This is a genomic window from Natronococcus roseus (assembly GCF_043677095.1).
Lineage (GTDB): Archaea > Halobacteriota > Halobacteria > Halobacteriales > Natrialbaceae > Natronococcus > Natronococcus roseus.
On sequence record NZ_JBHLJR010000004.1, the window covers coordinates 388,081 to 410,587 of the forward strand.

Annotated in this window: 21 protein-coding genes; 14 read left to right on the top strand and 7 right to left on the bottom strand. The window is 66.5% G+C overall.

Annotation, left to right across the window (positions count from 1 at the left end):
* Positions 1-47: 47 nt before the first annotated feature.
* A complete protein-coding gene (locus ACFEMD_RS13115) occupies positions 48-719 on the bottom strand; it encodes an HD domain-containing protein (protein ID WP_394741432.1) in 672 nt (223 codons plus the stop codon).
* Positions 720-948: 229 nt separating this feature from the next.
* On the opposite strand from ACFEMD_RS13115, the gene ACFEMD_RS13120 reads away from it, so the two are divergent.
* Genes ACFEMD_RS13120 through ACFEMD_RS13130 form a run of 3 tightly spaced genes read left to right on the top strand, consistent with a single transcriptional unit; the run spans position 949 to position 3,474 of the window.
* On the top strand, positions 949-1,365 hold the full coding sequence (locus ACFEMD_RS13120; protein WP_394741433.1) for a cobalamin B12-binding domain-containing protein: 417 nt from the start codon (positions 949-951) through the stop codon (positions 1,363-1,365).
* Positions 1,362-2,435 (top strand): methylmalonyl Co-A mutase-associated GTPase MeaB, encoded by a 1,074-nt coding sequence (gene meaB / locus ACFEMD_RS13125; RefSeq protein ID WP_394741434.1) that lies wholly within the window; start codon positions 1,362-1,364, stop codon positions 2,433-2,435. The genes ACFEMD_RS13120 and meaB overlap by 4 nt, the downstream gene beginning before the upstream one ends.
* Positions 2,436-2,481: 46 nt before the next feature.
* Positions 2,482-3,474: an alpha/beta fold hydrolase gene (locus tag ACFEMD_RS13130; protein WP_394741435.1), complete on the top strand. Its 993-nt coding sequence runs from the start codon at positions 2,482-2,484 to the stop codon at positions 3,472-3,474.
* 85 nt (positions 3,475-3,559) lie between these two features.
* Here ACFEMD_RS13130 and ACFEMD_RS13135 read toward each other — a convergent pair whose 3' ends face one another.
* The 4 genes from ACFEMD_RS13135 to ACFEMD_RS13150 all read right to left on the bottom strand — a co-directional run bounded on the left by ACFEMD_RS13135 (position 3,560) and on the right by ACFEMD_RS13150 (position 7,441).
* Complete coding sequence (locus ACFEMD_RS13135; RefSeq protein WP_394741436.1) at positions 3,560-4,414, bottom strand: NAD+ synthase; 855 nt, start codon at positions 4,412-4,414, stop codon at positions 3,560-3,562.
* 56 nt (positions 4,415-4,470) lie between these two features.
* Positions 4,471-5,826: a DUF389 domain-containing protein gene (locus ACFEMD_RS13140; RefSeq protein WP_394741437.1), complete on the bottom strand. Its 1,356-nt coding sequence runs from the start codon at positions 5,824-5,826 to the stop codon at positions 4,471-4,473.
* Positions 5,827-5,888: 62 nt separating this feature from the next.
* The gene (locus ACFEMD_RS13145; protein WP_394741438.1) at positions 5,889-6,278 is read right to left on the bottom strand and encodes a Zn-ribbon domain-containing OB-fold protein; all 390 of its coding nucleotides are present in this window, start codon (positions 6,276-6,278) and stop codon (positions 5,889-5,891) included.
* Entirely contained in the window at positions 6,275-7,441 is a 1,167-nt protein-coding gene (locus ACFEMD_RS13150) for a thiolase domain-containing protein (protein ID WP_005553751.1), read from the bottom strand. Before ACFEMD_RS13150 ends, ACFEMD_RS13145 begins: the two co-directional genes overlap by 4 nt.
* Before the next feature lie 164 nt (positions 7,442-7,605).
* Here ACFEMD_RS13150 and ACFEMD_RS13155 point away from each other — a divergent pair, with 164 nt between their 5' ends.
* Complete coding sequence (locus tag ACFEMD_RS13155; RefSeq protein ID WP_394741439.1) at positions 7,606-8,673, top strand: M42 family metallopeptidase; 1,068 nt, start codon at positions 7,606-7,608, stop codon at positions 8,671-8,673.
* 134 nt (positions 8,674-8,807) lie between these two features.
* Entirely contained in the window at positions 8,808-9,344 is a 537-nt protein-coding gene (locus ACFEMD_RS13160) for an FxLYD domain-containing protein (protein WP_394741440.1), read from the top strand.
* A gap of 96 nt (positions 9,345-9,440) precedes the next feature.
* On the opposite strand, the gene ACFEMD_RS13165 is transcribed toward ACFEMD_RS13160, so the two are convergent.
* Both ACFEMD_RS13165 and ACFEMD_RS13170 read right to left on the bottom strand, forming a co-directional pair.
* Positions 9,441-9,914, bottom strand: a complete 474-nt coding sequence (locus ACFEMD_RS13165) for a response regulator (RefSeq protein WP_394741441.1) — start codon at positions 9,912-9,914, stop codon at positions 9,441-9,443.
* Between the two features lie 282 nt (positions 9,915-10,196).
* The gene (locus ACFEMD_RS13170) at positions 10,197-10,718 is read right to left on the bottom strand and encodes an SRPBCC family protein (protein WP_394741650.1); all 522 of its coding nucleotides are present in this window, start codon (positions 10,716-10,718) and stop codon (positions 10,197-10,199) included.
* Between the two features lie 183 nt (positions 10,719-10,901).
* On the opposite strand from ACFEMD_RS13170, the gene ACFEMD_RS13175 reads away from it, so the two are divergent.
* From ACFEMD_RS13175 to ACFEMD_RS13215, 9 genes are all read left to right on the top strand, one after another.
* Positions 10,902-11,690, top strand: coding sequence for an FAD-binding protein (locus tag ACFEMD_RS13175; RefSeq protein ID WP_394741442.1), 789 nt, complete (start codon positions 10,902-10,904; stop codon positions 11,688-11,690).
* A 49-nt stretch (positions 11,691-11,739) separates the two neighbouring features.
* A complete protein-coding gene (locus ACFEMD_RS13180) occupies positions 11,740-13,851 on the top strand; it encodes an IucA/IucC family protein (protein ID WP_394741651.1) in 2,112 nt (703 codons plus the stop codon).
* Between the two features lie 46 nt (positions 13,852-13,897).
* Positions 13,898-15,097, top strand: a complete 1,200-nt coding sequence (coaBC, locus tag ACFEMD_RS13185; RefSeq protein WP_394741443.1) for a bifunctional phosphopantothenoylcysteine decarboxylase/phosphopantothenate--cysteine ligase CoaBC — start codon at positions 13,898-13,900, stop codon at positions 15,095-15,097.
* Between the two features lie 157 nt (positions 15,098-15,254).
* Positions 15,255-15,821 carry a hypoxanthine/guanine phosphoribosyltransferase gene (gene hpt, locus ACFEMD_RS13190; protein ID WP_005553743.1) on the top strand — a complete coding sequence of 189 codons (567 nt, stop codon included), beginning with the start codon at positions 15,255-15,257 and terminating at the stop codon, positions 15,819-15,821.
* 202 nt (positions 15,822-16,023) lie between these two features.
* Positions 16,024-17,961: an ABC transporter substrate-binding protein gene (locus ACFEMD_RS13195; protein ID WP_394741444.1), complete on the top strand. Its 1,938-nt coding sequence runs from the start codon at positions 16,024-16,026 to the stop codon at positions 17,959-17,961.
* A gap of 39 nt (positions 17,962-18,000) precedes the next feature.
* The gene (locus tag ACFEMD_RS13200) at positions 18,001-18,957 is read left to right on the top strand and encodes an ABC transporter permease (protein WP_394741445.1); all 957 of its coding nucleotides are present in this window, start codon (positions 18,001-18,003) and stop codon (positions 18,955-18,957) included.
* Positions 18,950-19,999 carry an ABC transporter permease gene (locus ACFEMD_RS13205; RefSeq protein WP_394741446.1) on the top strand — a complete coding sequence of 350 codons (1,050 nt, stop codon included), beginning with the start codon at positions 18,950-18,952 and terminating at the stop codon, positions 19,997-19,999. Before ACFEMD_RS13200 ends, ACFEMD_RS13205 begins: the two co-directional genes overlap by 8 nt.
* A 1-nt stretch (position 20,000) precedes the next feature.
* Positions 20,001-21,086 (top strand): ABC transporter ATP-binding protein, encoded by a 1,086-nt coding sequence (locus ACFEMD_RS13210; RefSeq protein ID WP_394741447.1) that lies wholly within the window; start codon positions 20,001-20,003, stop codon positions 21,084-21,086.
* A complete protein-coding gene (locus tag ACFEMD_RS13215) occupies positions 21,083-22,462 on the top strand; it encodes an ABC transporter ATP-binding protein (RefSeq protein WP_394741448.1) in 1,380 nt (459 codons plus the stop codon). The genes ACFEMD_RS13210 and ACFEMD_RS13215 overlap by 4 nt, the downstream gene beginning before the upstream one ends.
* Positions 22,463-22,507: the final 45 nt, after the last annotated feature.

Sequence of the window (22,507 nt, forward strand, 5' to 3'; positions counted from 1 at the left end):
GTCGGGGCGACGACGAGACGGACGGGTTGCTGGAAGTCGCTCCCGTCTCAGCCCATCGCCGCGATCTCGTCCTCGAGCCACTCGCGGAACCACTTGACGCGCTTGAGTCGCTGGTGGGCGATCCCCTCGGCGGTGTCGCTCTCGACCCGCGAGGCCGCGTCGTAGCCGCGCTCGAGGACCCGATCGACCATCTCGTCGGTGTCCATGTGCGTGCGGGCCTCGTACCCCATCCGCAACAGCATCAGGGCGGTGCCGTTGGCGCCGATCTTGTCGAGCAGATCGGCCTCGATCAGACACTGGGTCTCGAGCGAGACGTCGTTCAGGTCGCCCTGGTAGGCGTGGCGTTCGACGGCGCGACACACCTGATCGATAAACGAGTCGGGGTACTCGGCGCGGGACTCGAGGTACTCGCGGGCGACGCGGGCGCCGGCCTCCGGGTGGAGGTCCTGGTCGGTCTCGAGTTTCGCCACGTCGTGAAAGAGCGCGGCGACGCGGGTGATGTCGACGTCGGCGCCTTCCTTCCGGGCGATCTCCTCGGCCAGCGAGACGACGTTGAGGATGTGATTGTGCCGGTACTCCGCGGAGTGCCAGGGGTACCAGCGCATCCGCCCACCCTCCTCCTCTTTTTCGACGCTCGCGGCGAGATACTCGAAGACGAACTCCTGCATCGCCTCGAACTCGGCGTCGGTTACTCGGGTTTCTTTTATTTCGACGCCCATGAGAGATCCCTCCGCAATAGATGTACGATACTCATTGGGTGAATGTAAGCTGGTTTCGCTCTTAGGCCTTTGGTTCGGAATGGTGGTTGTTGTCACGATCGCCGGAACCTGTCCGGTTCGGTTCCGTTTCGGTCGCGACCGCACCGATCCTCCGCCGACGGGGAACCGGGACGAGGAAATCTGCAGGAATTTCCGTTAAAGTCAAACAGCCGGCTCGGGAAGGGAGCGTATGAGCAGTGAACCGGAGCAGGAGTCGATCCGTTGTCTGGTCGCCAAGGTCGGTCTCGACGGGCACGACCGCGGGGCACACGTCATCGCGCGCGCGTTCCGCGACGCCGGGTTCGAGGTCATCTACTCGGGGCTGCACAAGGCCCCCGAGGAGATCGTCCAGGCCGCCGTCCAGGAGGACGTCGACGTCCTGGGAATCTCGATTCTCTCCGGCGCCCACGACACGCTCGTCCCGAAGATCATGAGCGGCCTCGCGGAGTACGACGCGAAGGACGACACCCTCGTCCTCGTCGGCGGCGTCATCCCCGAGGAGGACCGACCCGAACTCGAGGCCGAGGGCGTATCGGCCATCTTCGGCCCCGGGACGTCGATCGAGGAGACGATCGAGTTCGTCCGCGAGAACGCCCCCGACCGATGAGCGCCGACGACGAAACGTTGCTGACGGAGCTCCTCGAGGGGAAACACCGCGCGCTGGCCCGAACGATCTCGAAGATCGAGAACCGCGCGCCGGGCTACCGGGAGCTGATCTCCGAGCTGTACGCCCACACGGGCGAGGCCGAGGTGATCGGGATCACGGGCAGTCCCGGCGCGGGGAAGTCGACGCTGGTCGACAAACTCGCCGAGACCTACCGCGAGCGCGGCGAGACCGTCGGCGTCATCGCGATCGACCCCTCCTCGCCGTTCACCGGCGGGGCGGTGCTGGGCGATCGGATTCGGATGGCCTCGACGGTTGGAGACATGGACGTCTTCGTGCGCTCGATGAGCGCCCGCGGCACGCTGGGCGGGCTCTCGACCGCCACGGCGGACGCCGTCAAGGCGATGGACGCCTTCGGCAAGGACAAGATCATCATCGAGACCGTCGGCGCCGGCCAGAACGAGATCGACATCGTCCGCACTGCAGATACGGTTGCGGTGCTCGTCCCGCCGGGATCGGGCGACGACGTCCAGACGCTCAAAGCCGGAATTCTCGAGATCGCGGACGTCTTCGTCGTCAATAAGGCCGACCGTCCTGGCACCGATCGAACGGTCCAAGAGCTCCGGGAGATGATCGAACTCGACTCCGGCGGCGGCTTCGGCGGGAGCGGTCACCACGGCGCTGACGCGGGGAACGACGGCGGTGGCTCCGCGGTCGCGACGCAGGACGATCCCGAGAAGCGCGCGACGTGGACGACGCCCATCGTCGAGACGGTCGCCACCGACGGCACCGGCGTCGACGACTTCATCGACGAGCTGGCGGCCCACCGGGAGTACCTCGTCGACTCCGGCGCCCGCGCGGAGAAGGCCCGCCAGCGCTCGGCCGAGGAGATCCGAACCCTGCTCCGGGAAGACGTCCATACCATGCTCGAGGACGAACTCGAGCGCGCAGGCGGGATCGACGACCTCGCCGACGCGGTCGCCGCGGGCGAGACCGACCCCTACACCGTCGCCGACGAGGTGCTCTCGCCGGTCGAGAACTGTCTCGCGGAGCTCGAGACCCGCGACCCGTAGCTGTGCCAACCGCAGGCCTAAGGTAATCGCCGCGGTACGGGTCGGTATGCGAATCCGAACAGTTCTTGGAGGGATCGTCGGCACCGCCGGGGCGGCCGTGCTCGGGAATCGGCTCCTGAAACGTCGCGCCAGCGAGTTCGAGCACCAGCTGCCCGGCCTCGAGCGAACGTACCGCTGGCGGGGGATGGAAGTGAGCTACACCGTCGCCGGCGACCCGAACGACGACGATCTGCTGTTGCTCCACGGGATTCACGCCGGCGCCAGCAACTACGAGTTCGAACCTCTCATCGAGCTGCTGGCCGAGAACTACCGCGTCGTCGCCGTCGACCTGCCCGGCTTCGGTCGCTCCGAGCGGCCGCCGCTGGTCTACTCCGCGGGGCTGTACGCCGAGTTCGTTCGGGATTTCTCGGCCGACGTCACCGACGAACCGATCGTCATCGCGTCCTCGTTGACCGGGACGTTCGCCGTCGACGCAGCCGCGGACAGCGAGTTCGAGCACCTGGTGTTGATCGGCCCGACTGGCGACACCGGCGACAGCCGCCCGTGGCTACGATCGCTGATCCGTTCGCCCGTCGTCGGCACGACGCTGTTCAATCTGGTGGCGAGCAAGCCGTCGATCCGGTACTTCTACGACCGCGACGGCTACTACAACCCGGATCGGATCGACGACGACGAGGTCGAGTACGCCTGGACGAGCGCCCACCAGCCCGGCGCCCGGTACGCCCCCGCCTCCTTCGTCGCGGGAACGCTCGATCCCGACTTCGACCTCCAGACCGAACTCGCCGCCCTCGAGACGCCGACCACGCTCGTCTGGGGACGTGACGCCGAGCTCGTTCCACTACGGGAGGGACGGACTCTCGCCGACGCGGCCGATCGGGACCTTGTGGTCATCGACTACGCGACCCAGCTCCCCCACGCCGAACACCCCGAGAAGTTCGTCGAGTACCTGACGACGGAGCTGCTCGAGGGCGATCTGGGCGTCGACTCCGGGGCCAGTTCGGACTCCGGTATCGGCTCCGACTCGGATCTCGAGGCCTGACGCCTGACGGCCGACCGATTTAAGAGCTCGCCGCTGCCGAGTACCGGGTTGAAAAGAAAACGACGCGACTCGAGAGGAGACGGCCTCAGAACAGCGGCTCGGGGACCGTCGGCGGCGTCCGCTTGTGGGCGCTTTCCTCGTGGAACTCCCGGATGCGCTCGACCGCCTCGATCGAGGTGTCGGTCAGTCGGGCCGTCACTGACGCGGGGAGATTGCCGTCGATGTGGAACGCGAGGACGGCGTCGAGCGTGTCGTAGCTCATCCCCATCTCCTCCTCGTCGGTGCCGTAGTCGACCATCCCGCCGGTCGGCGTCTTCCGGACGACCGATTCGTCGACGCCCAGGTGGGCTGCGACCTGTCGGACCTGCTGCTTGTAGAGGTTGCCGAGCGGGTTGCAGTCGACGCCGCCGTCGCCGTACTTGGTCACGTAGCCGGTCCCGAGCTCGGCGCGGTTTCCGGTACCGAGCACGATCCGGTTCTCGCGGTTAGCCAGCAGGTAGATCAGCGTCATCCGGACGCGGGCGCTGGTGTTGCCGACGTAGCGTCCTTCCCACTCGTCCTCGGAGGGGTTCTCGGTCTCGGCGTCGCCCTGGGCCAGGACCTCCTCCATGATCGAGTCGATGCCGATCACGTCGTAGTCGATACCCAGCTCCTCGGCGACGCGTTCGGCGTCGCTCATGTTCTCGTCCTCGTTTACCTCCTTGGGGAGGAGCACGCCGTGGACGTTCTCCGCACCGAGCGCCTCGACGGCGAGGTAGGCGGTCGTCGTGCTGTCGATCCCGCCCGAGAGCGCGATCTCCGCGCCGTCGGCACCCATCGCGTCGACGCGTTCCCGGATGAAGTTGGTCAGGTGATCGACCTGTGCGTTCATCTCGTCTTCGGAGAATCGAAGGTCTACGGGACTGATCTCGTCCTGCGTCTGCTCGTAGTGGTCTGCCATGTGAGTACTGGATAACCGGGCGTCTGACTGAAAAGCCATGCGCTTTCAAGAGCAGATCAGGCCCTGATCTGCCCGATTTCGGGTAAATTATCATCTGCGACCTCGGCCTCGCTGGGCTGTTCGATACCCGCGTGCTGGTAGTCGACGAACTGAACCTCGAGCATCACCTCCTGGTCTGTTTCGGCGGCGAGCCGTCCGTGCAACTCGGTGCCGAGCGCGGGGAACTCGCTGTCGGCCGGCTTCGCGACCTCGACGGTGACGACCTGCTGATCGTCGAACGCCCCGCGGGTCGTGTACTCCGCGGAGACCGACACCAGCTCGAGCTCCTCGTACCGGGGGTCCTCGAGGGCGGCCTCGACCTCTGACTGGGCCGTCGTCTCGAAGGCGAGGTGCTGTACCGTCGCCAGGACGGTGATGCCGACGACGGCGACGAACAGCACGGTGACGACGGCGTAGAGACCGGTCCGAACCGACACCGCGAGATCCTCCCGGACGGAGTCGAGCAGCGCGGTCCGATAGCCGACCGCGTAGAAGGCGAGGTACGCCGTCAGGTTGATCGCGACGACGTTGACGAGCAGGAGGACGAGCGCACCCAGTGCGATCTGGGGACGGGCCCAGGCGACCCCGATCGCCGAGGTCGCGACGGAGGGGACGATCGCCGCGGCGACCGCCACGCCTGCGACTGCGGTGGGGAGGTTCTCGGCGAGGGCGAGCGCCCCCGCGGCGCCCGCACAGATCGCGATTGCGATCGCGAGCACGTTCGGCGTCTGGAACAGCGCCACCTGCTCGAGGCGACCGACGACCAGCGCCGGCGACACCGTTCCCGACTGCTGGACGAACCCCGAAACGAGCGCGGCGCCGAGGTACGCCGTCGCGAGACCGATACCCTGGGTCGCGATGCTCTCGACGACCATCTCGTCGTCGTCGACGACGACGCCGACGCTGGCGGCCATCAGGGTGCCGACGAAGGGTGCGATCACCATCGCGCCGACGATGACGATCGCCGAGTCGAGCAGGAGCCCGGCCGTCGCGACCGCACCGGCGAGCGCCGCGAACACCGCATAGGAGACCCGTCCCGGCTTGAGGTCCTCGACTTTCGCGCGGAGTTCGCGGTGGGTGATTCCGCGCTGGTTGCGCGGTCCCTCCGCGAACCGCCCCGAGATCTCGTCGGTCTCGACGCCGATGGCCGCCTCCATGTTGACGATCCCGACGTACTCCTCGGCCTCGAGGCCTTGCTCGCGCAGCTCCCGCAACACCCCGTCGACGGCGCCCGTCGGAACGGGAACGTACGCCAGCGTGAGCGCCCGGTCGGTTGCCTCCTCGACGAGAAAACACTCCAGGTCGAGCGAGTCACACGCCTCGAGGACGTCCTCGCGGCGGTCGGTGTCGAGCTTCAGTTGTAAAAGACGCATCCTCCGAATCGACCACGACTCTCCCGCGAGGGGTCAAGACCGTTGTGTCTTGTGCCGAGTTCTCAGACCGGGCTGAACCCGAGGACGCGCTCGCCGGTCGTCTCCGAGACGGTGATCTCGAGTTCGACCTCGAGGCCGGTCTCGACGGTCTCGAGGTCCGCGTCGACGACCTGGCCGGTGAGCCGAACGGGGCCGAAGGCGGCGACGGCCGTGGCGTAGGGGGCGTCCTCCTCGAAAGCAGGCGTCGGGACGTGAGTGACGGTGAACGTCTGGATCTCGCCGCTGTCGGGCAGGGCGGTCTCCTCAAGGTCGGTCGCGCCACAGTCCGGACAGACCCGACGGGGCGGCAGCGAGGCGTGGCCTTCGGGGCACTCGAGGCAGTAAGCCGCGTCGTCCTCGGCGGCGTCGAGCCATTCGTCGAAGCCGGCGTCCTGGACGTCGTCGTCGCTCATCGGTCCACCTCCAGAACGTGAACGGTCGCACTCGCGACCGTTCCACCCGCGTTGTGCGCGACGCCGGTCGCCGCGTCGGAGACGAACTCGCTGTTCGGATGATCGCCCGAAAGCAGATCGGACAGTTCGGCGATCTGTGAGACGCCCGTCGCGCCGACCGGGTGGCCCTTGGCCTTCAGTCCGCCAGAGAGGTTGATCGGCGTCTCGCCGTCGGCCGTGGTTCGACCGTCACGAGCCGCGGAGATCCCCTCGCCCACCGGCTCGAGGTCGAGCGCCTCGATCGCCAGCACCTCCGCGATCGTAAAGCAGTCGTGGACCTCGGCGACGTCGACGTCGGCCGCGTCGATCCCCGCGTCGGCGTAGGCCTCCTCCCCGGCCTCGCGGGCGGCGGGCGAGCGCGCGAGGTACTCGCGGTCGTGGAGGGCCATGCGGTCGCCGCCCTGGCCAGTTCCGGAGATCGAGACCGGCGCGTCGAGGTCGTGTTCCTCGGCGTACTCCTCGCTTACGAGGACGGCCGCAGCGGCGCCGTCCGATATCGGACAGGAGTCGTACAGCCCGAGCGGTTCCGAAACCGGGGGCGCCTCGAGGACGTCCTCGATCTCGATCGCGCTCTGGTACTGGGCCTTCTCGTTGGTCAGGGCGTTCTCGTGGTTTTTCATCGCGACGTGGGCCAGATCCTCGTGCTCGCCGCCGTATTCGTCGAAGTACGCCTGGGCCATCAGCGCGTAGGCGCCGGGGAAGGTCATTCCTGCACGGACCTCCCAGAGATCGTCGGCCGCGATCGCTAAGGCCTCGGTCGCGCCCGCGGTGCCGAGGTTGGTCATCCGCTCGGCGCCCCCGACGAGGACGACGTCGTCCTCGCCGTTGCGGATCCGGAAGACGGCGTCGCGGACGGCGGCCCCGCTCGAGGCGCACGCCGACTCGTAGCGAGTGGCCGGGGCCTGGATCCCCGCGGCCTCGGCCATCAGGGGGCCGTGGTGGCCCTGGTGTTCCGACAGCTCTCCCATGAAGTTTCCGTACAACAGTGCGTCGACGTCCGATCGGGGGACGTCGCTTTCCTCGAAGGCGGTGACGGTTGCCTCCGCGAAGAGGTCCCGGCTCGTCCGTTCGGGACTGTGACCGAACGCGGTCAACCCGGAACCTGCGACACGTACGTCAGACATACGCATCCATTGTGGACGGACCCGTTAATACCCCGCGGTTAACATCTCAAACGCGGCAGTATTGGCCGCCCAGACTGTAAATTAACTCTATCCCGAGTTTAACCTGTGGGTGGATCCCGATCGGTTTCCACGCGCTTATCACCGATTCGTTCACACGTTCGAGTATGGAATCCGCGCCGTTCGACACCGAGCTTCTCGAGGAGCTGACCGAGACCAGCGGGGTCCCCGGGTACGAGGATCGCGTTCGCGACCTCGTCATCGAGGAACTCGAGGACAGCGTCGACCGCGTTCGAACCGACGCGATGGGGAACGTCGTCGGCACCCTCGAGGGCGACTCGGAGTACTCGGTGGCCGTCGCGGCCCACATGGACGAGATCGGCTTCATGGTCCGGAACGTCCGCGGCGAGGACGAGGGGTTCGGCTTCGTCGAACTCGACGCACTGGGCGGGTGGGACGCCCGCGTGCTCAAGGCCCAGCGCGTGACGATCCACACCGAGGAGGGCGACGTCCCGGGCGTCATCGGCTCACCGCCGCCCCACACCCTGGACGACGAAGAGCGGGAGAAGAAAGCCGAAGTCGAGGACGTCGACGTCGACGTCGGCCTCCCCTACGAGGAGGCGAGCGAGCGGATCTCCCCGGGCGATCTGGTCACGATGGATCAGACCACCGAGCGCGTCGGCGAGACGATCACCGGAAAGGCGCTGGACGACCGGGTCTGTCTGTTCGCGATGCTCGAGGCCGCGCGCCGGCTCACCAAACCCGACGTCACGATCCACTTCTGTGCGACGGTCCAGGAGGAGGTCGGGCTCCGCGGCGCGAACGCGCTGGGCGTCGACGTCGACCCCGACCTCGCGATCGCGCTCGACGTCACCGTCGCCAACGACCTGCCCGAGTTCGACGACGGCGAGTCCGTCACGGAACTCGGCGAGGGAGCGGCGATCAAGCTCAAGGACTCGAGCGTCATCACGAACCCGAAGGTCCACCGTCGGATGCAGGCCGTCGCCGACGAGCGGGAGATCGACTTCCAGCTCGAGATCCTGCCCGCGGGCGGCACCGACACCGCCGGCTTCCAGAACACGGCGGGCGCGAAACCCGTCGGCGCCATCTCGATCCCGACGCGCTATCTGCACACCGTCACCGAGACCGCCCACGTCAACGATATCGCGGCGACGATCGACCTGCTCGAGGCCTTCCTCGAGAGCGAGGACGGCGACCACGAGTACACGCTCTGAGACCGGCAAACGGCGCCCGGTTCGAGCGACCCGCACCATCAGTTAATACGCCGACATAAAAATTGTAGTGAAAGTTTCCGGCGCATTCATATCAATTCAATAACCTTTTATGTGTCGTCGGCGTTGACTGTCTCGTGGAACGAAGAAACGTGCTACTTGGTGGATCAGTGGTGCTGACAAGCGTTCTGGCGGGCTGCGCCAGTGACGATGATAGCGGCGACGACGAGTATCAGGACGGTGATGGAAACGGAGACGACGAGAACGGCGGCGACGGAAACGGCAACGACGGGAACGGTGACGATGACGACGAAACCGACGAGGGTGACGAGGACGACCTCGACGAGGAGGACGTCGAGGACCGCGACGAGGGCGAGGACGTCCTCGAGTTCGGCGACCTCGAGATCCTCGAGCACGAGCTCGTGATCGAGGAAGACGAGTTCAGCGACGATATCGAGGTCGAGGGTGTCATCGAGAACACCGGGGACGAGCAGTTCGACTACGTCGAAGTCGGCGTTCGGATCTACGATCCGGACGGTCACCAGCTCGACCGATACATGACCAACACGCAGGACCTCGACGGCGACCAGACCTGGGCGTTCGAGATCATGATCATGGAGGACGCCGAGGATGTCGACGACTACGACATCGGGGTCAGCGGCAGTCAGTACTGACGTCGGTCGAATATACCGACGCCGTCGCTTTTTCGCAGACGTCTCTCGGAGACGCCACGGGCTTCCGCGGAACGAACTCGCGCCGTCCGACCGCTTTCAGTTCGGGAGCTGGGCGAGCGAGAACCAGAACGTCTGGATCAGTTCGACCCGCTCGACGAGTTCGTCGGGGTCGACCGGTTTCGTCAGGTAGGCGTTGGCGCCGGCCGCGTAGGCCCGCTGTATGTCGTCCTCGTCGTTCGAACTCGAGAGGACGATGATCGGAATCCGGCTGTGTTCGGGATCCGACTTCACCTCGGCGAGCACCTCGTGGCCGTCCGTGTGGGGCAGGTTCAGGTCGAGCAGGATCAGATCGGACTGGGGAGCGTCGGCGTACTCGCCGCGCTGGTAGACGAACTCGACCGCCTCGTCGCCGTTGGTGACGACGTGAAGCTGGTGGGGAATCGCGGTGACTGCAAGCGCCTCCTGCAGCAGGCGGACGTCGCCGGGGTTGTCCTCGACGAGGAGGATTTCGGCCTCCTCGGTGCTGGGTTCCGACGGCGGAGCACGTTTCGAGGCCTCGCTGTCGGTCATCGCTCCTCGAGCGTGGTTCGTGAGATCGCGGCGTCCGTGGAGAGGCTATCGATCGCAGAGAAGAGTACGTCCGTCGCCGACCGGTGTGTGCTCGAGCGTCCCATACAGAGTGACAGACTACCGACCCCCGAGAGAATACGGACTACCTATGTAACGCCTTTATATACTCGGCGAGTTTCGTCGCCGTCGGAGCGAACGAGCGGCTCGACGTCTCCCTACGAGCTAGAGCGGTTTCTCGGCGGTCGGGAACCGACAACAGCGACGGTTCGGAGTAACAGTCGGTTACGGCATCTCGTGGACCGTCAGCTCGACGTCCCGGTACTGGCCCTCGATGTCGGCGACCAGCCGTTCGACGACGGTTTCGGCCTCGTTCAGGATCTTGGGCTCGACCTTTCGGACGACCCAGTCCAGCGAGACGAACCGGGGCAGCGAGAGGGCGCTTTCGTCGGCCGAGTACGGATCGTAGGTCGCGTCGAAGTAGATCCGACTCGCCGTCTCGACGCCCGCGGGCGCGGCGTCAGGTTCGGGTTCGACGCGCCACTCGCCGCTGGCGTCGACGTCGTTGAGCAGGTGCCACTCGAGGGATTCGGGTGCGTCGATCGCGGTTACCTTCGATCGGGCGGTGTAGCTGAGCTTCCACCAGGCGAGCCGGAGGTCGTAGACCGAGCCGACGTCACCGTTTCCGCGGACGCGGACCTCCTCGAGATGTTCCGTGTACCGCGGGTAGTCGACGAACGACCGAACGTACGGGAACACCTCCTCGGGCGGGCGGTACGCGACCGTACTGAGCAGGATCCTGTCCACGACCGATATAGGACGGGCGTCGATAGTAAGGATTCCCATTCGGAGAGTGATGTCCTCCCACGACTGAAGTCGTGGGCTTCCGCTATATTTGCGTCACGGGGTGCGACGGAACAGGGCCGACGGTTCCCACTCGGGGACACCTGGTTGGGAATCTTCTATACGGCGGGCCGTCAACGGCCAGGTATGCGAGATGTCTGTATCGTCGGTGGGGGCGTCGCCGGCCTCGCCGCGTCGATCTTCACCGCGCGTGCGGGACTGAATACGCTGGTCGTCGACGGGGGCGAATCGATCCTCGCGCGCAACGCCAGCCTCGAGAACTACCCCGGCTTCCCGGACGGGATCGATGCCCGCCGGTACCTCCAACTCACCCGGGATCAGGCCAAAAACGCCGGCGCCACGTTCGAACTCGGCACGGTGACGAGCATCGAGCCCGTCGACAGTGCGATTCCATCGGAATCAAAAGAAATCGGGGAACCCGGCGTCGAGACCGACATTGACCAGGGGTTCGTCCTCGAGACCGACGGCGGCGACCCGCTCGAGGCGCGGCGGGTGATCGCTGCCTCCTGGTCGGACAGCGACTATCTCCTCCCACTGGACGTCGGTCGGCTCCAGCGCGGGAACAAACACTTCGTCAGCGTGGACGAGGGCGGCCGAACCGCCGTCGACGGCGTCTACGCTGCGGGCCGAATCGCCGACGAGCCCCACCAGGCGATCATCGCCGCAGGTCACGGCGCGAAGGTCGGCTTCGCGGTGATCCACGACGCCGACGTCAACTACTACCAGGACTGGGTCGTCCCGGAGGGGTACTTCACCGGGCGCGGCCGCGAGGTGCCGCCGGCGTGCGAGGAGATCGACGACGAGGAGCGCCGACGGCGGGACGAGCGCGCCCGCGAAACGATGGTCGAGGCGCTCTCGGAGCCGCTCGAGGAGCGACCGACGATGCACCCGAGCGTCGAGCGTGGCCGAGAATGAGGCCGAATACCGATTCCGGGTCGACGGTGACCGTCTCGCCGAGGGGAAGATGAGCGACCGGGTCGACGGCGAGTCGGTCCGGCTCCGAACGAGCGTCGAACGGGAAACCCTCGGTGCGGCCACCAGCTACGCGCGAGCGAACGGACTGGGGACTCCGGCCGAGGCGGCGTATCTCGAGGCGCTCCCCGGCGCTCGCCGGGAGATCCTCCGCCGCTTCGTCCGGGGGCTGCTTCGCGGCCGCCCGGCGGGCCTTCCCGACGTCAGGTTCGTCGAGCCGGATGATCCCGTCGTCCCGGACGAGCCGGCTCCGCTCGAGGGCCTCGGAGCCGACGAACTCCGGTCGCTCGTCGATCCGCTATCCGAGCGGTGTCGTCGACTCGCGCTGCTGCCGTTTTCGGCCTCCGAGACGGTGCTCGTGGCGCTGATCGCGGCGAGACACGGCTACGACCGCTTTCGGTTTGCCGGACCGATGCGCCGCTGGTCGCCCGAGTCGACGGGACGCGACGGCGCGAGCCGGAAGCTCGATCATCCGGTCGACCTCGTTCCGCTCCTCGAGCGCGAGGGCGCGTTCAGCGACGCCGAGCAGGCCGAGCGGATCCGCCTCGAGGTGGCCGAGAGCGTCGCCAACCTCGCGTTAGCGCGGCTGGCGAGACCCGTCCACGCGCGTGACATCGAGGCGGCCGCCCCGAACGAGTCGACCCTCGAGGCCGTCGCGAGCGGCGTTCCGGCCGCGGATCCGGCGACCGCCTTCGAGCGAATCGTCACGGACGGCCACCCGTTCCACCCCTCCGGAAAGATTCGGCGGGGAATGAACGCCGCCGACGGCCTCGCGTACGCGCCCGAGTTCACCGACCGAATCGATCTCCGGTTCGTCGCCGTCGACCGGGAGTACGCCCTCGAGACGCGAGCGGAAGCGATCGAGGACGGGCAGCTAACCGATCGCCTGTACGCGACGTTCGAGAGCCTCGAGGGCGCCCTCGAGCGGGCGATCCCCGCGGGTCGCTCGAGCGAGTCGTACGCGGTCGTCCCCGTTCACCCGCTGCAGTACCACCGAACGATTCCAGAGCGGTACGCGGACGGGATCGAGGACGGGCGGGTCGTCCCGATCCCCGACTACGCGTCGCCAGCGACGCCTCAGCTCAACCTCCGGACGGTCGTTCCCTACGAGACTGAGGGGACCGCCGACGGTCCGCTCCCCCACCTCAAGCTCGCGATTCCCGTCCAGACCACGAACGTCGTGCGCACGCTATCGCCCCACGCCGTCTCGAACGGCCCGCAGGTGACCGACGTCGTTCGGGAGATCGAGAAGCGGGAGGACCTCGACCGACTGGGGCTGCTCGCCGAACCGGCCGCGACCTGTTACTCCCCGCCGGGCGGTCCCCACCCCGAGGGCGAGGCGTTCGACGACGCGCGTCACCTCTCCGGGCTGGTGCGACAGAGCCCGTCCGCTCACCCGCTCGTCCCCGAGGACGGGGTTCCGGTGGTCGCCTCGAGCCTGGTTGCCGACGCCCCGACGACCGGGCGCCCGCTCGTCTGCGGGGTGATCGAGCGCTACGGCGACCGAACGGGGGCGTCGACGACCCGCGAGGCGGCCCTGTCGTTCCTCGAGCGCTACGCCGACGTCGTCGTCCCCGAGCAGCTGGCCCTGCTGAGCGAGTACGGAGTGGCCCTCGAGAGCCACCTCCAGAACAGCCTGATCGTCTTCGAGGACGCCGAACCGGTCGCGACGCTCGTCCGGGATCTGGGCGGGATCCGCGTCGACCGGAATCGGCTCGCCGAGCGCGGTCTCTCGCTCGAGCCCTACCCCGACTCCGACCTCGAGGCCGACGACGCCGCGGACTGCTACCGGAAGCTGCACTACGCGCTGTTCCAGAACCACCTCGCCGAACTGGTCGCGACGGTCGCCGACGAGTTCGCGATCGACGAGCGGGAGTGCTGGGAGCTGATCGCCGACCGCTGCGAGCGCGCGTTTGACGAGATTCGAGCGACAGAAGCGGTTCCCGAGGACCGCCTCGAGCGCGACGAGCAGGCGCTGTTCGCCGCGTCGACGACCCACAAGGCCCTGACCGCGATGCGCCTGCGGGGCAAGCGCCACGAGTACGTGACGAGCGACGTCGCCAACCCCCTCTCGGCGCTCGGACGGGATCGGATCGACCCGTAATCGCCCTCGCTACGCTTAACACGTCCCGAGCGAGAGTAGGGGACGAATGCTCGAGGGAGTCAACGTCGCGCTCGGAGTGACGGGGTCGATCGCGGCCGTGAAAACGGTCGAACTGGCCCACGAGCTGCGACGCCACGGCGCAGCGGTGCGAGGGGTGATGACCGGGAGCGCACGGGGGATCGTCCACCCCTGGGCCGTCGAGTTCGCGACCGAGAACGACGTCGTCACCGAGATCACGGGCAGCGTCGAGCACGTCGAGCTCTGCGGGTACGACGGCTGGGCCGACGTGTTCCTGATCGCGCCCGCGACGGCGAACACCGTCGGCAAGATCTCGGGCGCGGTCGACGACACGCCCGTAACTACGACCGCGACAACGGCGCTCGGCGCCGACACGCCGGTCGTGATCGCCCCCGCGATGCACGAGCCGATGTACGACCATCCCGGCGTGCTCGAGGCGATCGAGACCGTCGAGGACTGGGGCGTCGAGTTCGTCGACCCTCGGATCGAGGAGGGGAAGGCCAAGATCGCCAGCGAGGCGGCGATCGTCGCGAGCGTCGCCCGCGCGGTCGACGACCGCCCGCTCGAGGGGCGTCACGTCGTCGTCACCAGCGGCGCGACGAGCGAGACGATCGATCCCGTTCGCGTGCTGACGAACCGGTCGTCGGGAAAGACGGGACGGGCCGTCGCCAGGGCCTGTGCGGTTCGGGGCGCCAGCGTGACCCTGGTTCACGGCGTCGTCGGCCCGCACTCGCTCGAGGCGGGGGGCGGGTCGGAGTGGGAGTCGATCCCCGGCGTCGAGGTCGAGCGGGTCGAGAGCGCAGCGGAGATGCTCGACGCGACCCGCGAGGGCTGTGAGGACGCCGACGCGCTCGTGTCGGTCGCCGCTATCGGCGACTACACCCTCGAGTCGAGCCCGGAGAAGATCCGCTCCGGTCAGGAGCTGTCCCTGGAGCTCGAACCCACGCCGAAGCTCATCGATGAGATGCGCGAGACCCACCCCGACCTGCCGATCGTCGGCTTCAAAACCGAGACCTCCGGCGACGACGAGGCGATGATCGATCGGGCCAGGGAAACCCTCGAGCGGACGGCCCTCGAGTTCGTCGTCGCCAACGACGCGAGCGTCATGGGATCGGATCGAACGCGCGCGCTGCTGGTCCGTGAGGGGGAGACGTCGTCGTACACGGGCTCAAAGGTGGGGCTCTCCCTCGAGGTCGCCGACTCGCTTGCGGCCGTCCTCGAGACGTAGGGGCGGCGACACGTCGGGGTTCCGAGATCGCGCTCCGACGGCCGTGTGGCTCGGTTACAGCGCTCGATGTCGGAGAGAGCCGTAGTACGGACGATTCAGCGCGGACGGCTCCGGCGTGTATCGTCAACTTTTACTCGCCTACCGTCCGACCCACGACATGGACCAGCTGAAGCGGTCGCTCCTCGAGGCGCCGATCATCGAGAAAGACGGCTACCACTACTTCGTCCACCCGATCAGCGACGGCGTCCCGAAGCTCGACCCTGGCCTCCTGCGCGAAATCGTCATCCGCATCATCCGGAAGGCCGACCTCGAGGACGTCGACCGGATCGTCACGCCCGCAGCGATGGGGATTCACATCTCCACGGCGGTGTCGCTGATGACCGACATCCCGCTGACCGTCATCCGGAAACGACAGTACGGGCTCGACGACGAGGTCGCGATCTTCCAAGAGACGGGCTACTCCGAGAACGAGATGTACATCAACGACGTTCGCGAGGGCGAACGGGTGCTCGTCCTCGACGACGTCCTCTCGACGGGCGGCACGCTGGCGGCGGTGCTCGAGGCGCTCGACGATATCGGCGCGGAGGTCATCGACACGGTCGCGGTGATCAAGAAGGCCGGTGGCGAGAACAAGGTGGCCGACGCCGGCTACGACGTTAAGACGCTGATCAACGTCGACGTCGTCGACGGTGAAGTCGTCATCGTCGACGAAGAGGGCGATTAAGTTACACGTTCGTTTCTGAGCGATTGAAACTCTCTGATTGTTTTCTATTCCTTCAACAGGTAACCGAGGCTTTCCAACGATCGTCTCCTACTGGTGGTTCTACTGGACGTCCATCCGCCACAGTAACGCCGAATTAGACGGGGTAAGTGTTGCGCCGTCCTGAAGCAATACATATATATATCAGCTTTACACATGAAAGATCATGGTGCAGGATCACAAGCAATCCTCAATCGATATCGATAGACGGCGATTACTGCAGGGTGCTGGTGGGGTAAGTATCGCGGCGGTCGCCGGCTGTCTTGGTGGAGACGACGGCGACGACGACGCGCCGATCCACGTCCAGCTAGAGGTCAACTCCGACAACGACGACCGGGTCCAGATGGTCGACCTGATCGCGACCTCCCTGGAGGAGTCGGGCTACTTTACGACGGAGATCGACACCTACGAGTTCAACGACTACTCCCAGCGCGTCATGGATCCCGAGTACGCCGAGAACGGGTACGTCCCCTGTATCGGGCTCTCGGGCACGTTCAACCCCGAAAGTTTCTGTCAGGCGCTTCACCACAGCGACAACATCGGCCAGTGCTGTAACCTAAACGGGATCAGCGACGACGAACTCGACCAGATGATGGACGACGCCCGCTACGGCGTCGACGTCGCGGACGACGACGAGGAACGACGCGAGCGCTACGACGAGATCTGGGAGTACCTCGCCGACGAGCGCTACAGCTCGATCACGCACTTCGACCTGCAGGCCGGCGTGATGAACACCGACGTCCACGGGTTCCGGCAGAACCCGTTCACCGAGAGCACGTTCGAATACGGACTCTACGCGCCACAGGACGAGGTCGTCACCTGGATGGACGAGGACGCCCATCCCGACGAGACCGACATCTCGGACCTCGAGGAGGGCGGCACGCTCCGGGCCGGACTCACCGAGGATCCCGAGCTGTTCGACCCGCCGTACACGACCGGTGCGAACTCGACGATCGTCCAGGTGCTGATCTTCGAGCAGCTGGTCGCCAGCGACAGCGAAGGGAACCTCTACCCGTGGCTCGCCGAGGACTACGAGCTCGTCGAGACCCAGGACGTCGACCGGACCGACTACGAGGAGTACATGATCGAGGTCGACGCCGACGAGGAGGGCGCCCTCGACACCGAAGAACAGATCGTCGTCACCCACCCCGACGACGATCCGATCGAGGACGATACGGTGCGCGTGCTCACCCCCGAGGAGGCCAGTGAGGCCGTCGAGGACGGCACCTTCGGGATGCAGTTCCAGTACGAGCTCCACGAGGGAATCGAGTTCACCAACGGCGAGGAGCTCACGGCCGAACACGTCGTCGCGACCGCCGAGCGCTACGAGAACTCCGATCTGGAGGCCCAGACGTACGACTCGCTTTTGTACGCCGAGGAGGTCGACGAGTACACCGTCAACCTCTACGCCCAGATTCCCGACGCCGAGGCCGAACGCGAGCTGCCCGGACTGTACATCCACTCGCTCGAGCAGGCCGAGCTCGAGGGCGGCGAGATCGACCCCAGCGCCGACAACAATCCGATCGGAACCGGACCGTACGAGCTCAGTGACTACTCCGAGGGACAGTACGCCGAGTTCACCAAGAACGACGGCTACTGGCTCGAGGAGATCGGCCTCGAGAACAAGGAGTGGTTCGACGGTCCCGAGGAGTTCCCGGACGGCCCCGTCATCGACGAGCTCGAGCTCGAGATCGTCCCCGACGACTCGAGTCGCGCCGGAGCGCTCCAGAGCGACGAGATCGACATGACCTACGGGCTCGCGACGGACGTCCTCGACGACTTCGACGAGGACGACGACTACGTCATCGACAGCGTCGAGGCCGGCGGCTACGAGTACATCCAGTACCCGATGCACGTCGAGCCGTGGGACGACGACCGTCTCCGGCGGGCCGTCAACCACCTCGTTCCGCGCCAGGAGATCGTCGACAACGTGCTCAACGGCTGGGCACGTCCGGCCTGGACCGACCTGCCGGAGCTCGCCGAGGAGAACGGGACGACCGACGCCGAGGCCCTCGAGGAGACCATCCGGCCGACGAACGAGTACGACCCCGAGGCCGCCGCGGAGCTCATCGAAGAAGTAATTGAAGACCACGACCTCGAGTGAGGTCGTCCCGGTAGCCGTTTGCAGTGTTCGAGAAATATCATGAGTTTACGACGTTTCATACTGAAGCGACTGTTGTCGATCGTTCCGATTCTGTTCGGCGTTTCGGTGATCACCTTCGCGCTGGTGCATCTCACGCCGGGTGATCCGATCAGCCAGATGGCCGCGACGAACCCCCATATGACCGCGGCCGACGAAGCCCAGATGCGCGCCCGGTACGGGCTCGACGGCCCGATCTGGGAGCAGTACCTGACCTGGATGGGCAGCGTCCTGAGCGGGGACTTCGGCGAGGTCATCAGCTCCGGCCAGGATGTCTCGTCGGTCATCCTCGCACGTCTTCCCGAGACGATCGTCCTCGGCCTGTTCGGCTGGGTGTTCGGTCTCGTGATCGCGATCCCGACCGGGATCTACGCGGCCATCAACAAGGACCAGTTCGCCGACACCGTTAGCCGCTTCGTCGCGCTGTCGGGGATCTCGATCCCGAACTTCTGGCTCGGCCTCATGCTGATCCTGGTCGGCGCGCTCTGGCTCGGAATCTGGGACGTGTTGCCGCCCTCTCGCTTGCCGCTGTACCATCCACAGATGCTGTTCTACCTGATCCTTCCGGGGATCACGATCGGGACCGCCGCGGCGGCGAGTATCATGCGCGTGATGCGGACCTCGATGGCCGAGGAGCTGAACAAAGAGTACGTCACCGCCGCTCGGGCGAAGGGACTTCCGGAGCGACAGGTGATCCTCAAGCACGTGCTGCGAAACTCGCTGATCTCGGTGGTGACCCTCGCCGCGACGCTGACGGCGAGCATCGTCGCCGGATCGGTCGTCGTCGAGGTGGTGTTCAACTGGCCGGGGCTCGGTCGGGAGTTCATCGACGCGATCAACCAGCGCGAGATCAACCTGATCATGGCGATCACGCTGTTTACCGGCGTGTTCATCGTCCTGGCGAATCTGCTCGCAGACATCCTGTACGCGGTTCTCGATCCGAGGATCAGATATGAGTAACGAGCAACACTCCGAGCGCGGACGAATCCGAGTGACCGGCTTCGATCCGGACCGGGTCCGACAGCGCGACTCGCTGTCGGACTGGACCGAGGAGAGCGGCGGCGAGACCGAGGGGCGGTTCGAACGGGCCTGGAAGCGGTTCAAGCGCAATCGGACGGCGCTGATCGGGCTGTTCGTCGTCGCCGTTCTCACCCTGCTCGCGGTCTTCGCCCGCCCGATTACGATGATGGGGATGACGGTCCAGCCGTTCTCGATCGCCCCCTACGATCCGACGACGATCATGTACATGAGCCCGGAGTCGTCGGCGGGAACCTACGACTCGCCGACGCTCTCCCACCCGATGGGGACCGACGGCGACGGCCGCGACCTGTTCTCGCGGGTCCTGTACGGCGGCCGGTACAGCATCTCCATCGGCTTCATCGTCGTCGGGCTCAGCGCCACCTTCGGACTGGTTTACGGGGCGATCTCGGGCTACTACGGCGGCTGGACCGACGAGATCCTGATGCGGATCGTCGACACCGTCTACGCGTTCCCCGGTCTCATCCTGGCGCTGATCATCGTCGCCACGCTCGGCGGCGGCTACTGGCAGCTCGTCGCCGCGTTCGCGATCCCCGGCTGGATCACCTACGCCCGACTGATACGCGGCGAGGTCCTGACGATCAAGGAAAACGAGTACGTTATGGCCGCGAAGGCGTTAGGTGCGCGCGATCGATCGGTGATCTTCAAACACATCGTCCCGAACGCGATGCCGCCGCTGATCGTCTACGGGACGCTCAACATCGGCACCGTCGTCATCGGCGTCGCCGCGCTCGGGTTCCTCGGGCTCGGCATGCCGCCCGGCACCGCCGAGTGGGGGACGATGCTCGATCAGACGCGAGAGACGCTCATCCAGGGTCCCGGCGGTGCGATCCCCTGGTGGGCCACGGTCTTCCCCGGCGGCGCGATCTTCCTGTTCGTGATGGCGATGAACATGATCGGCGACGGGGTCAACGACGCCTTCGACGCCCAGGAGACGGGTATCGAAGGGCAGGGAGGTGGCTAAGATGGCACTACTCGAGGTCAACGATCTCACGGTCAAGTTCTATACGCAGGAGGGCGTCGTCACCGCTGTCGACGACCTCTCCTATCGCATCGAGCGCGGCGAGAAGTTCGGCGTCGTCGGCGAGAGCGGCGCCGGGAAAAGCGTCACCGCCCTCTCGCTGATGCGACTCATCGAGAGTCCGGGCCGCATCGAGAGCGGCGAGATCCTGTTCAAGGGCGAGGACTTACTCGAGATGAGCGAGGAGGAGATCAGGAACGTCCGGGGCAACGAGATCGCGATGATCTTCCAGGACGCCCAGACGGCGCTGAATCCGGTGTACACCGTCGGCGAGCAGATCGCCGAAGCGGTCCGCCACCACCTCGATTACGCCGACGAGGAGGCTCGCGAGCGGACGATCCAGCTGCTCGACACCGTCGGCATCCCCGAGGCCGAGTCGCGGTACTCCGACTACCCACACGAGTTCTCCGGCGGGATGCAACAGCGGGCGGTGATCGCGATGGCGCTCTCCTGTGACCCCGATCTGTTGCTCTGTGACGAGCCGACGACCGCCCTGGACGTGACGATCGAAGCCCAGATCCTAGAGGAGCTCGAGAGCCTGGCCGACGAGTTCGACACGGCGATCCAGCTCATCACCCACGACCTCGGCGTCGTCGCCGAGGTCTGCGATCGAGTGATGGTCATGTACGCGGGCAGCCCCGTCGAGAAGGCGCCCGTCGAGGAGCTGTACTACGACCCGAAACATCCCTACACCGTGGGGCTGATGAGCTCGATCCCCCGCGTCGGCGACAGGCGCGAGCGCCTCCAGACGATCCCGGGCACGATGCCCGACCTCGTCGAGCTGCCGCCGGGCTGTAGCTTCCACCCCCGGTGTCCGTACGCCGAGGACGTCTGCACCAAGCGGGAACCCCCGCTGTTGAATCCGGAAACGGGCCGGGACGCTTCGGGAACCGACGCCGAGCGCGCGGCGGCGTGTCTCGAGTACACCGGCGAGCTCCGGGAGGGACTCGACTACGAGGTCGAGATCCGAGAGGGACACGACACCCGCGCCGACGCGACCGCGCCGAATCCGGAGGGTGATCGTCGATGAGCCGGTCCAGCGGGGAGCCGATCCTGCGGGCCGAGGGGCTGACGAAGTACTACGACGCGAGCAGCGGCTTCATCGACGGACTGCTCGGCCGAACGCAGTGGGTCAAGGCCGTCGACGGGATCGATCTCGAGCTTCACGAGGGCGAGACCCTCGGCGTCGTCGGCGAGTCGGGCTGCGGGAAAAGCACGCTCGGCCGATCGCTGCTGCGGCTGCTCGAGCCGACCGACGGCTCGGTCTACTACCGCCAGCGGACCGGTGCGGGCGATGCCCGCGAAGAGGTCGAGATCACCGGCCTCTCGAGTTCGGAGCTGCGGGATCTCAGAACCGACGTCCAGTACATCTTCCAGGACCCGTTCTCGAGTCTGAACCCCCGGCTGACGGTCGGCGACATCATCGGCGAACCGCTCGACATCCACGACATCGCCGAGGGCGAGGCGCGAACCGAGCGGATCTACGAGCTGTTAGAGACCGTCGGCCTCAGCCAGAACCACGCCCACCGCTACCCCCACGAGTTCTCCGGCGGGCAGCGCCAGCGAATCGGGATCGCCCGGGCGTTGGCGGTCGACCCGGAGGTCATCGTCTGCGACGAGCCCGTCTCGGCGCTCGACGTCTCGGTGCAGGCCCAGATCCTCAACCTGCTCGAGGACCTCCAGGAGGAGTTCGGCCTCTCGTATATCTTCATCGCCCACGACCTGAGCGTCGTCGAGCACATCTCCGATCGAATCGCGGTGATGTACCTCGGCGAGTTCGCGGAGGTCGGAACGACCGAGGAGGTGTTCTCGCCGCCCCACCACCCCTACGCGGAGGCGCTGCTGTCGGCGATCCCGGAGCCGGATCCACTCTGGAACGGCGAGCAGATCCTGCTCCCCGGAACCGTCCCGTCGCCGATGGACCCACCGTCGGGCTGTCGGTTCCACACCCGGTGTCCGCGGATCATCCCGCCCGACGGGATCGACCTCCCGCAGGACGTCTGGCGCTCGATCGTCGATCTCAAGCTACGGGTCCGGGGTGCCGAGGAGCTCGAGGCGGTCACCGCAGTCGACGAGGTCGACGAGGAGGCGACGGACCCGAACGAGCTCCCCCGCGAGGCGTTCGATCGGTCGGTCCGCGAGGAGTTCGAGATTCCCGAGACCGTTTCCGACCCGACGGCCGAGCGCGCGCTCGACGAGAGTCTCAATGCGCTTCACGACGCGGAGTTCGAGGCCGCCCGGGAGCGACTCGAGGAGACCTTCACGTCGCCCTGTGAAACCCACGATCCCCACCAGGTTCCGACGGGCGAGACCCACGAGATCGCCTGTCTGCTGTACGACGACCGGTACGCCGACGGCGAGTTCCGGTCTGACGACGGCGCGAGCGACGCCGTCGCCGACGACTAACCTGCGGCTTCCGAACGTTTTAGTTCTCGTCGCGCCTGTATCGAC

Coding starts and splice junctions, on each gene's coding strand:
- ACFEMD_RS13145 (WP_394741438.1), bottom strand. CDS start 6,278: ATGAGCGACGACGACGTCCAGGACGCCGGCTTCGACGAATGGCTCGAC.
- ACFEMD_RS13215 (WP_394741448.1), top strand. CDS start 21,083: ATGAGCCGGTCCAGCGGGGAGCCGATCCTGCGGGCCGAGGGGCTGACG.
- ACFEMD_RS13135 (WP_394741436.1), bottom strand. CDS start 4,414: ATGGCAGACCACTACGAGCAGACGCAGGACGAGATCAGTCCCGTAGAC.
- ACFEMD_RS13130 (WP_394741435.1), top strand. CDS start 2,482: ATGCGAATCCGAACAGTTCTTGGAGGGATCGTCGGCACCGCCGGGGCG.
- ACFEMD_RS13115 (WP_394741432.1), bottom strand. CDS start 719: ATGGGCGTCGAAATAAAAGAAACCCGAGTAACCGACGCCGAGTTCGAG.
- ACFEMD_RS13165 (WP_394741441.1), bottom strand. CDS start 9,914: ATGACCGACAGCGAGGCCTCGAAACGTGCTCCGCCGTCGGAACCCAGC.
- ACFEMD_RS13200 (WP_394741445.1), top strand. CDS start 18,001: ATGAGTTTACGACGTTTCATACTGAAGCGACTGTTGTCGATCGTTCCG.
- ACFEMD_RS13155 (WP_394741439.1), top strand. CDS start 7,606: ATGGAATCCGCGCCGTTCGACACCGAGCTTCTCGAGGAGCTGACCGAG.
- ACFEMD_RS13150 (WP_005553751.1), bottom strand. CDS start 7,441: ATGTCTGACGTACGTGTCGCAGGTTCCGGGTTGACCGCGTTCGGTCAC.
- ACFEMD_RS13195 (WP_394741444.1), top strand. CDS start 16,024: ATGGTGCAGGATCACAAGCAATCCTCAATCGATATCGATAGACGGCGA.
- meaB (WP_394741434.1), top strand. CDS start 1,362: ATGAGCGCCGACGACGAAACGTTGCTGACGGAGCTCCTCGAGGGGAAA.
- coaBC (WP_394741443.1), top strand. CDS start 13,898: ATGCTCGAGGGAGTCAACGTCGCGCTCGGAGTGACGGGGTCGATCGCG.
- ACFEMD_RS13180 (WP_394741651.1), top strand. CDS start 11,740: ATGAGCGACCGGGTCGACGGCGAGTCGGTCCGGCTCCGAACGAGCGTC.
- ACFEMD_RS13140 (WP_394741437.1), bottom strand. CDS start 5,826: ATGCGTCTTTTACAACTGAAGCTCGACACCGACCGCCGCGAGGACGTC.
- hpt (WP_005553743.1), top strand. CDS start 15,255: ATGGACCAGCTGAAGCGGTCGCTCCTCGAGGCGCCGATCATCGAGAAA.
- ACFEMD_RS13210 (WP_394741447.1), top strand. CDS start 20,001: ATGGCACTACTCGAGGTCAACGATCTCACGGTCAAGTTCTATACGCAG.
- ACFEMD_RS13175 (WP_394741442.1), top strand. CDS start 10,902: ATGCGAGATGTCTGTATCGTCGGTGGGGGCGTCGCCGGCCTCGCCGCG.
- ACFEMD_RS13120 (WP_394741433.1), top strand. CDS start 949: ATGAGCAGTGAACCGGAGCAGGAGTCGATCCGTTGTCTGGTCGCCAAG.
- ACFEMD_RS13205 (WP_394741446.1), top strand. CDS start 18,950: ATGAGTAACGAGCAACACTCCGAGCGCGGACGAATCCGAGTGACCGGC.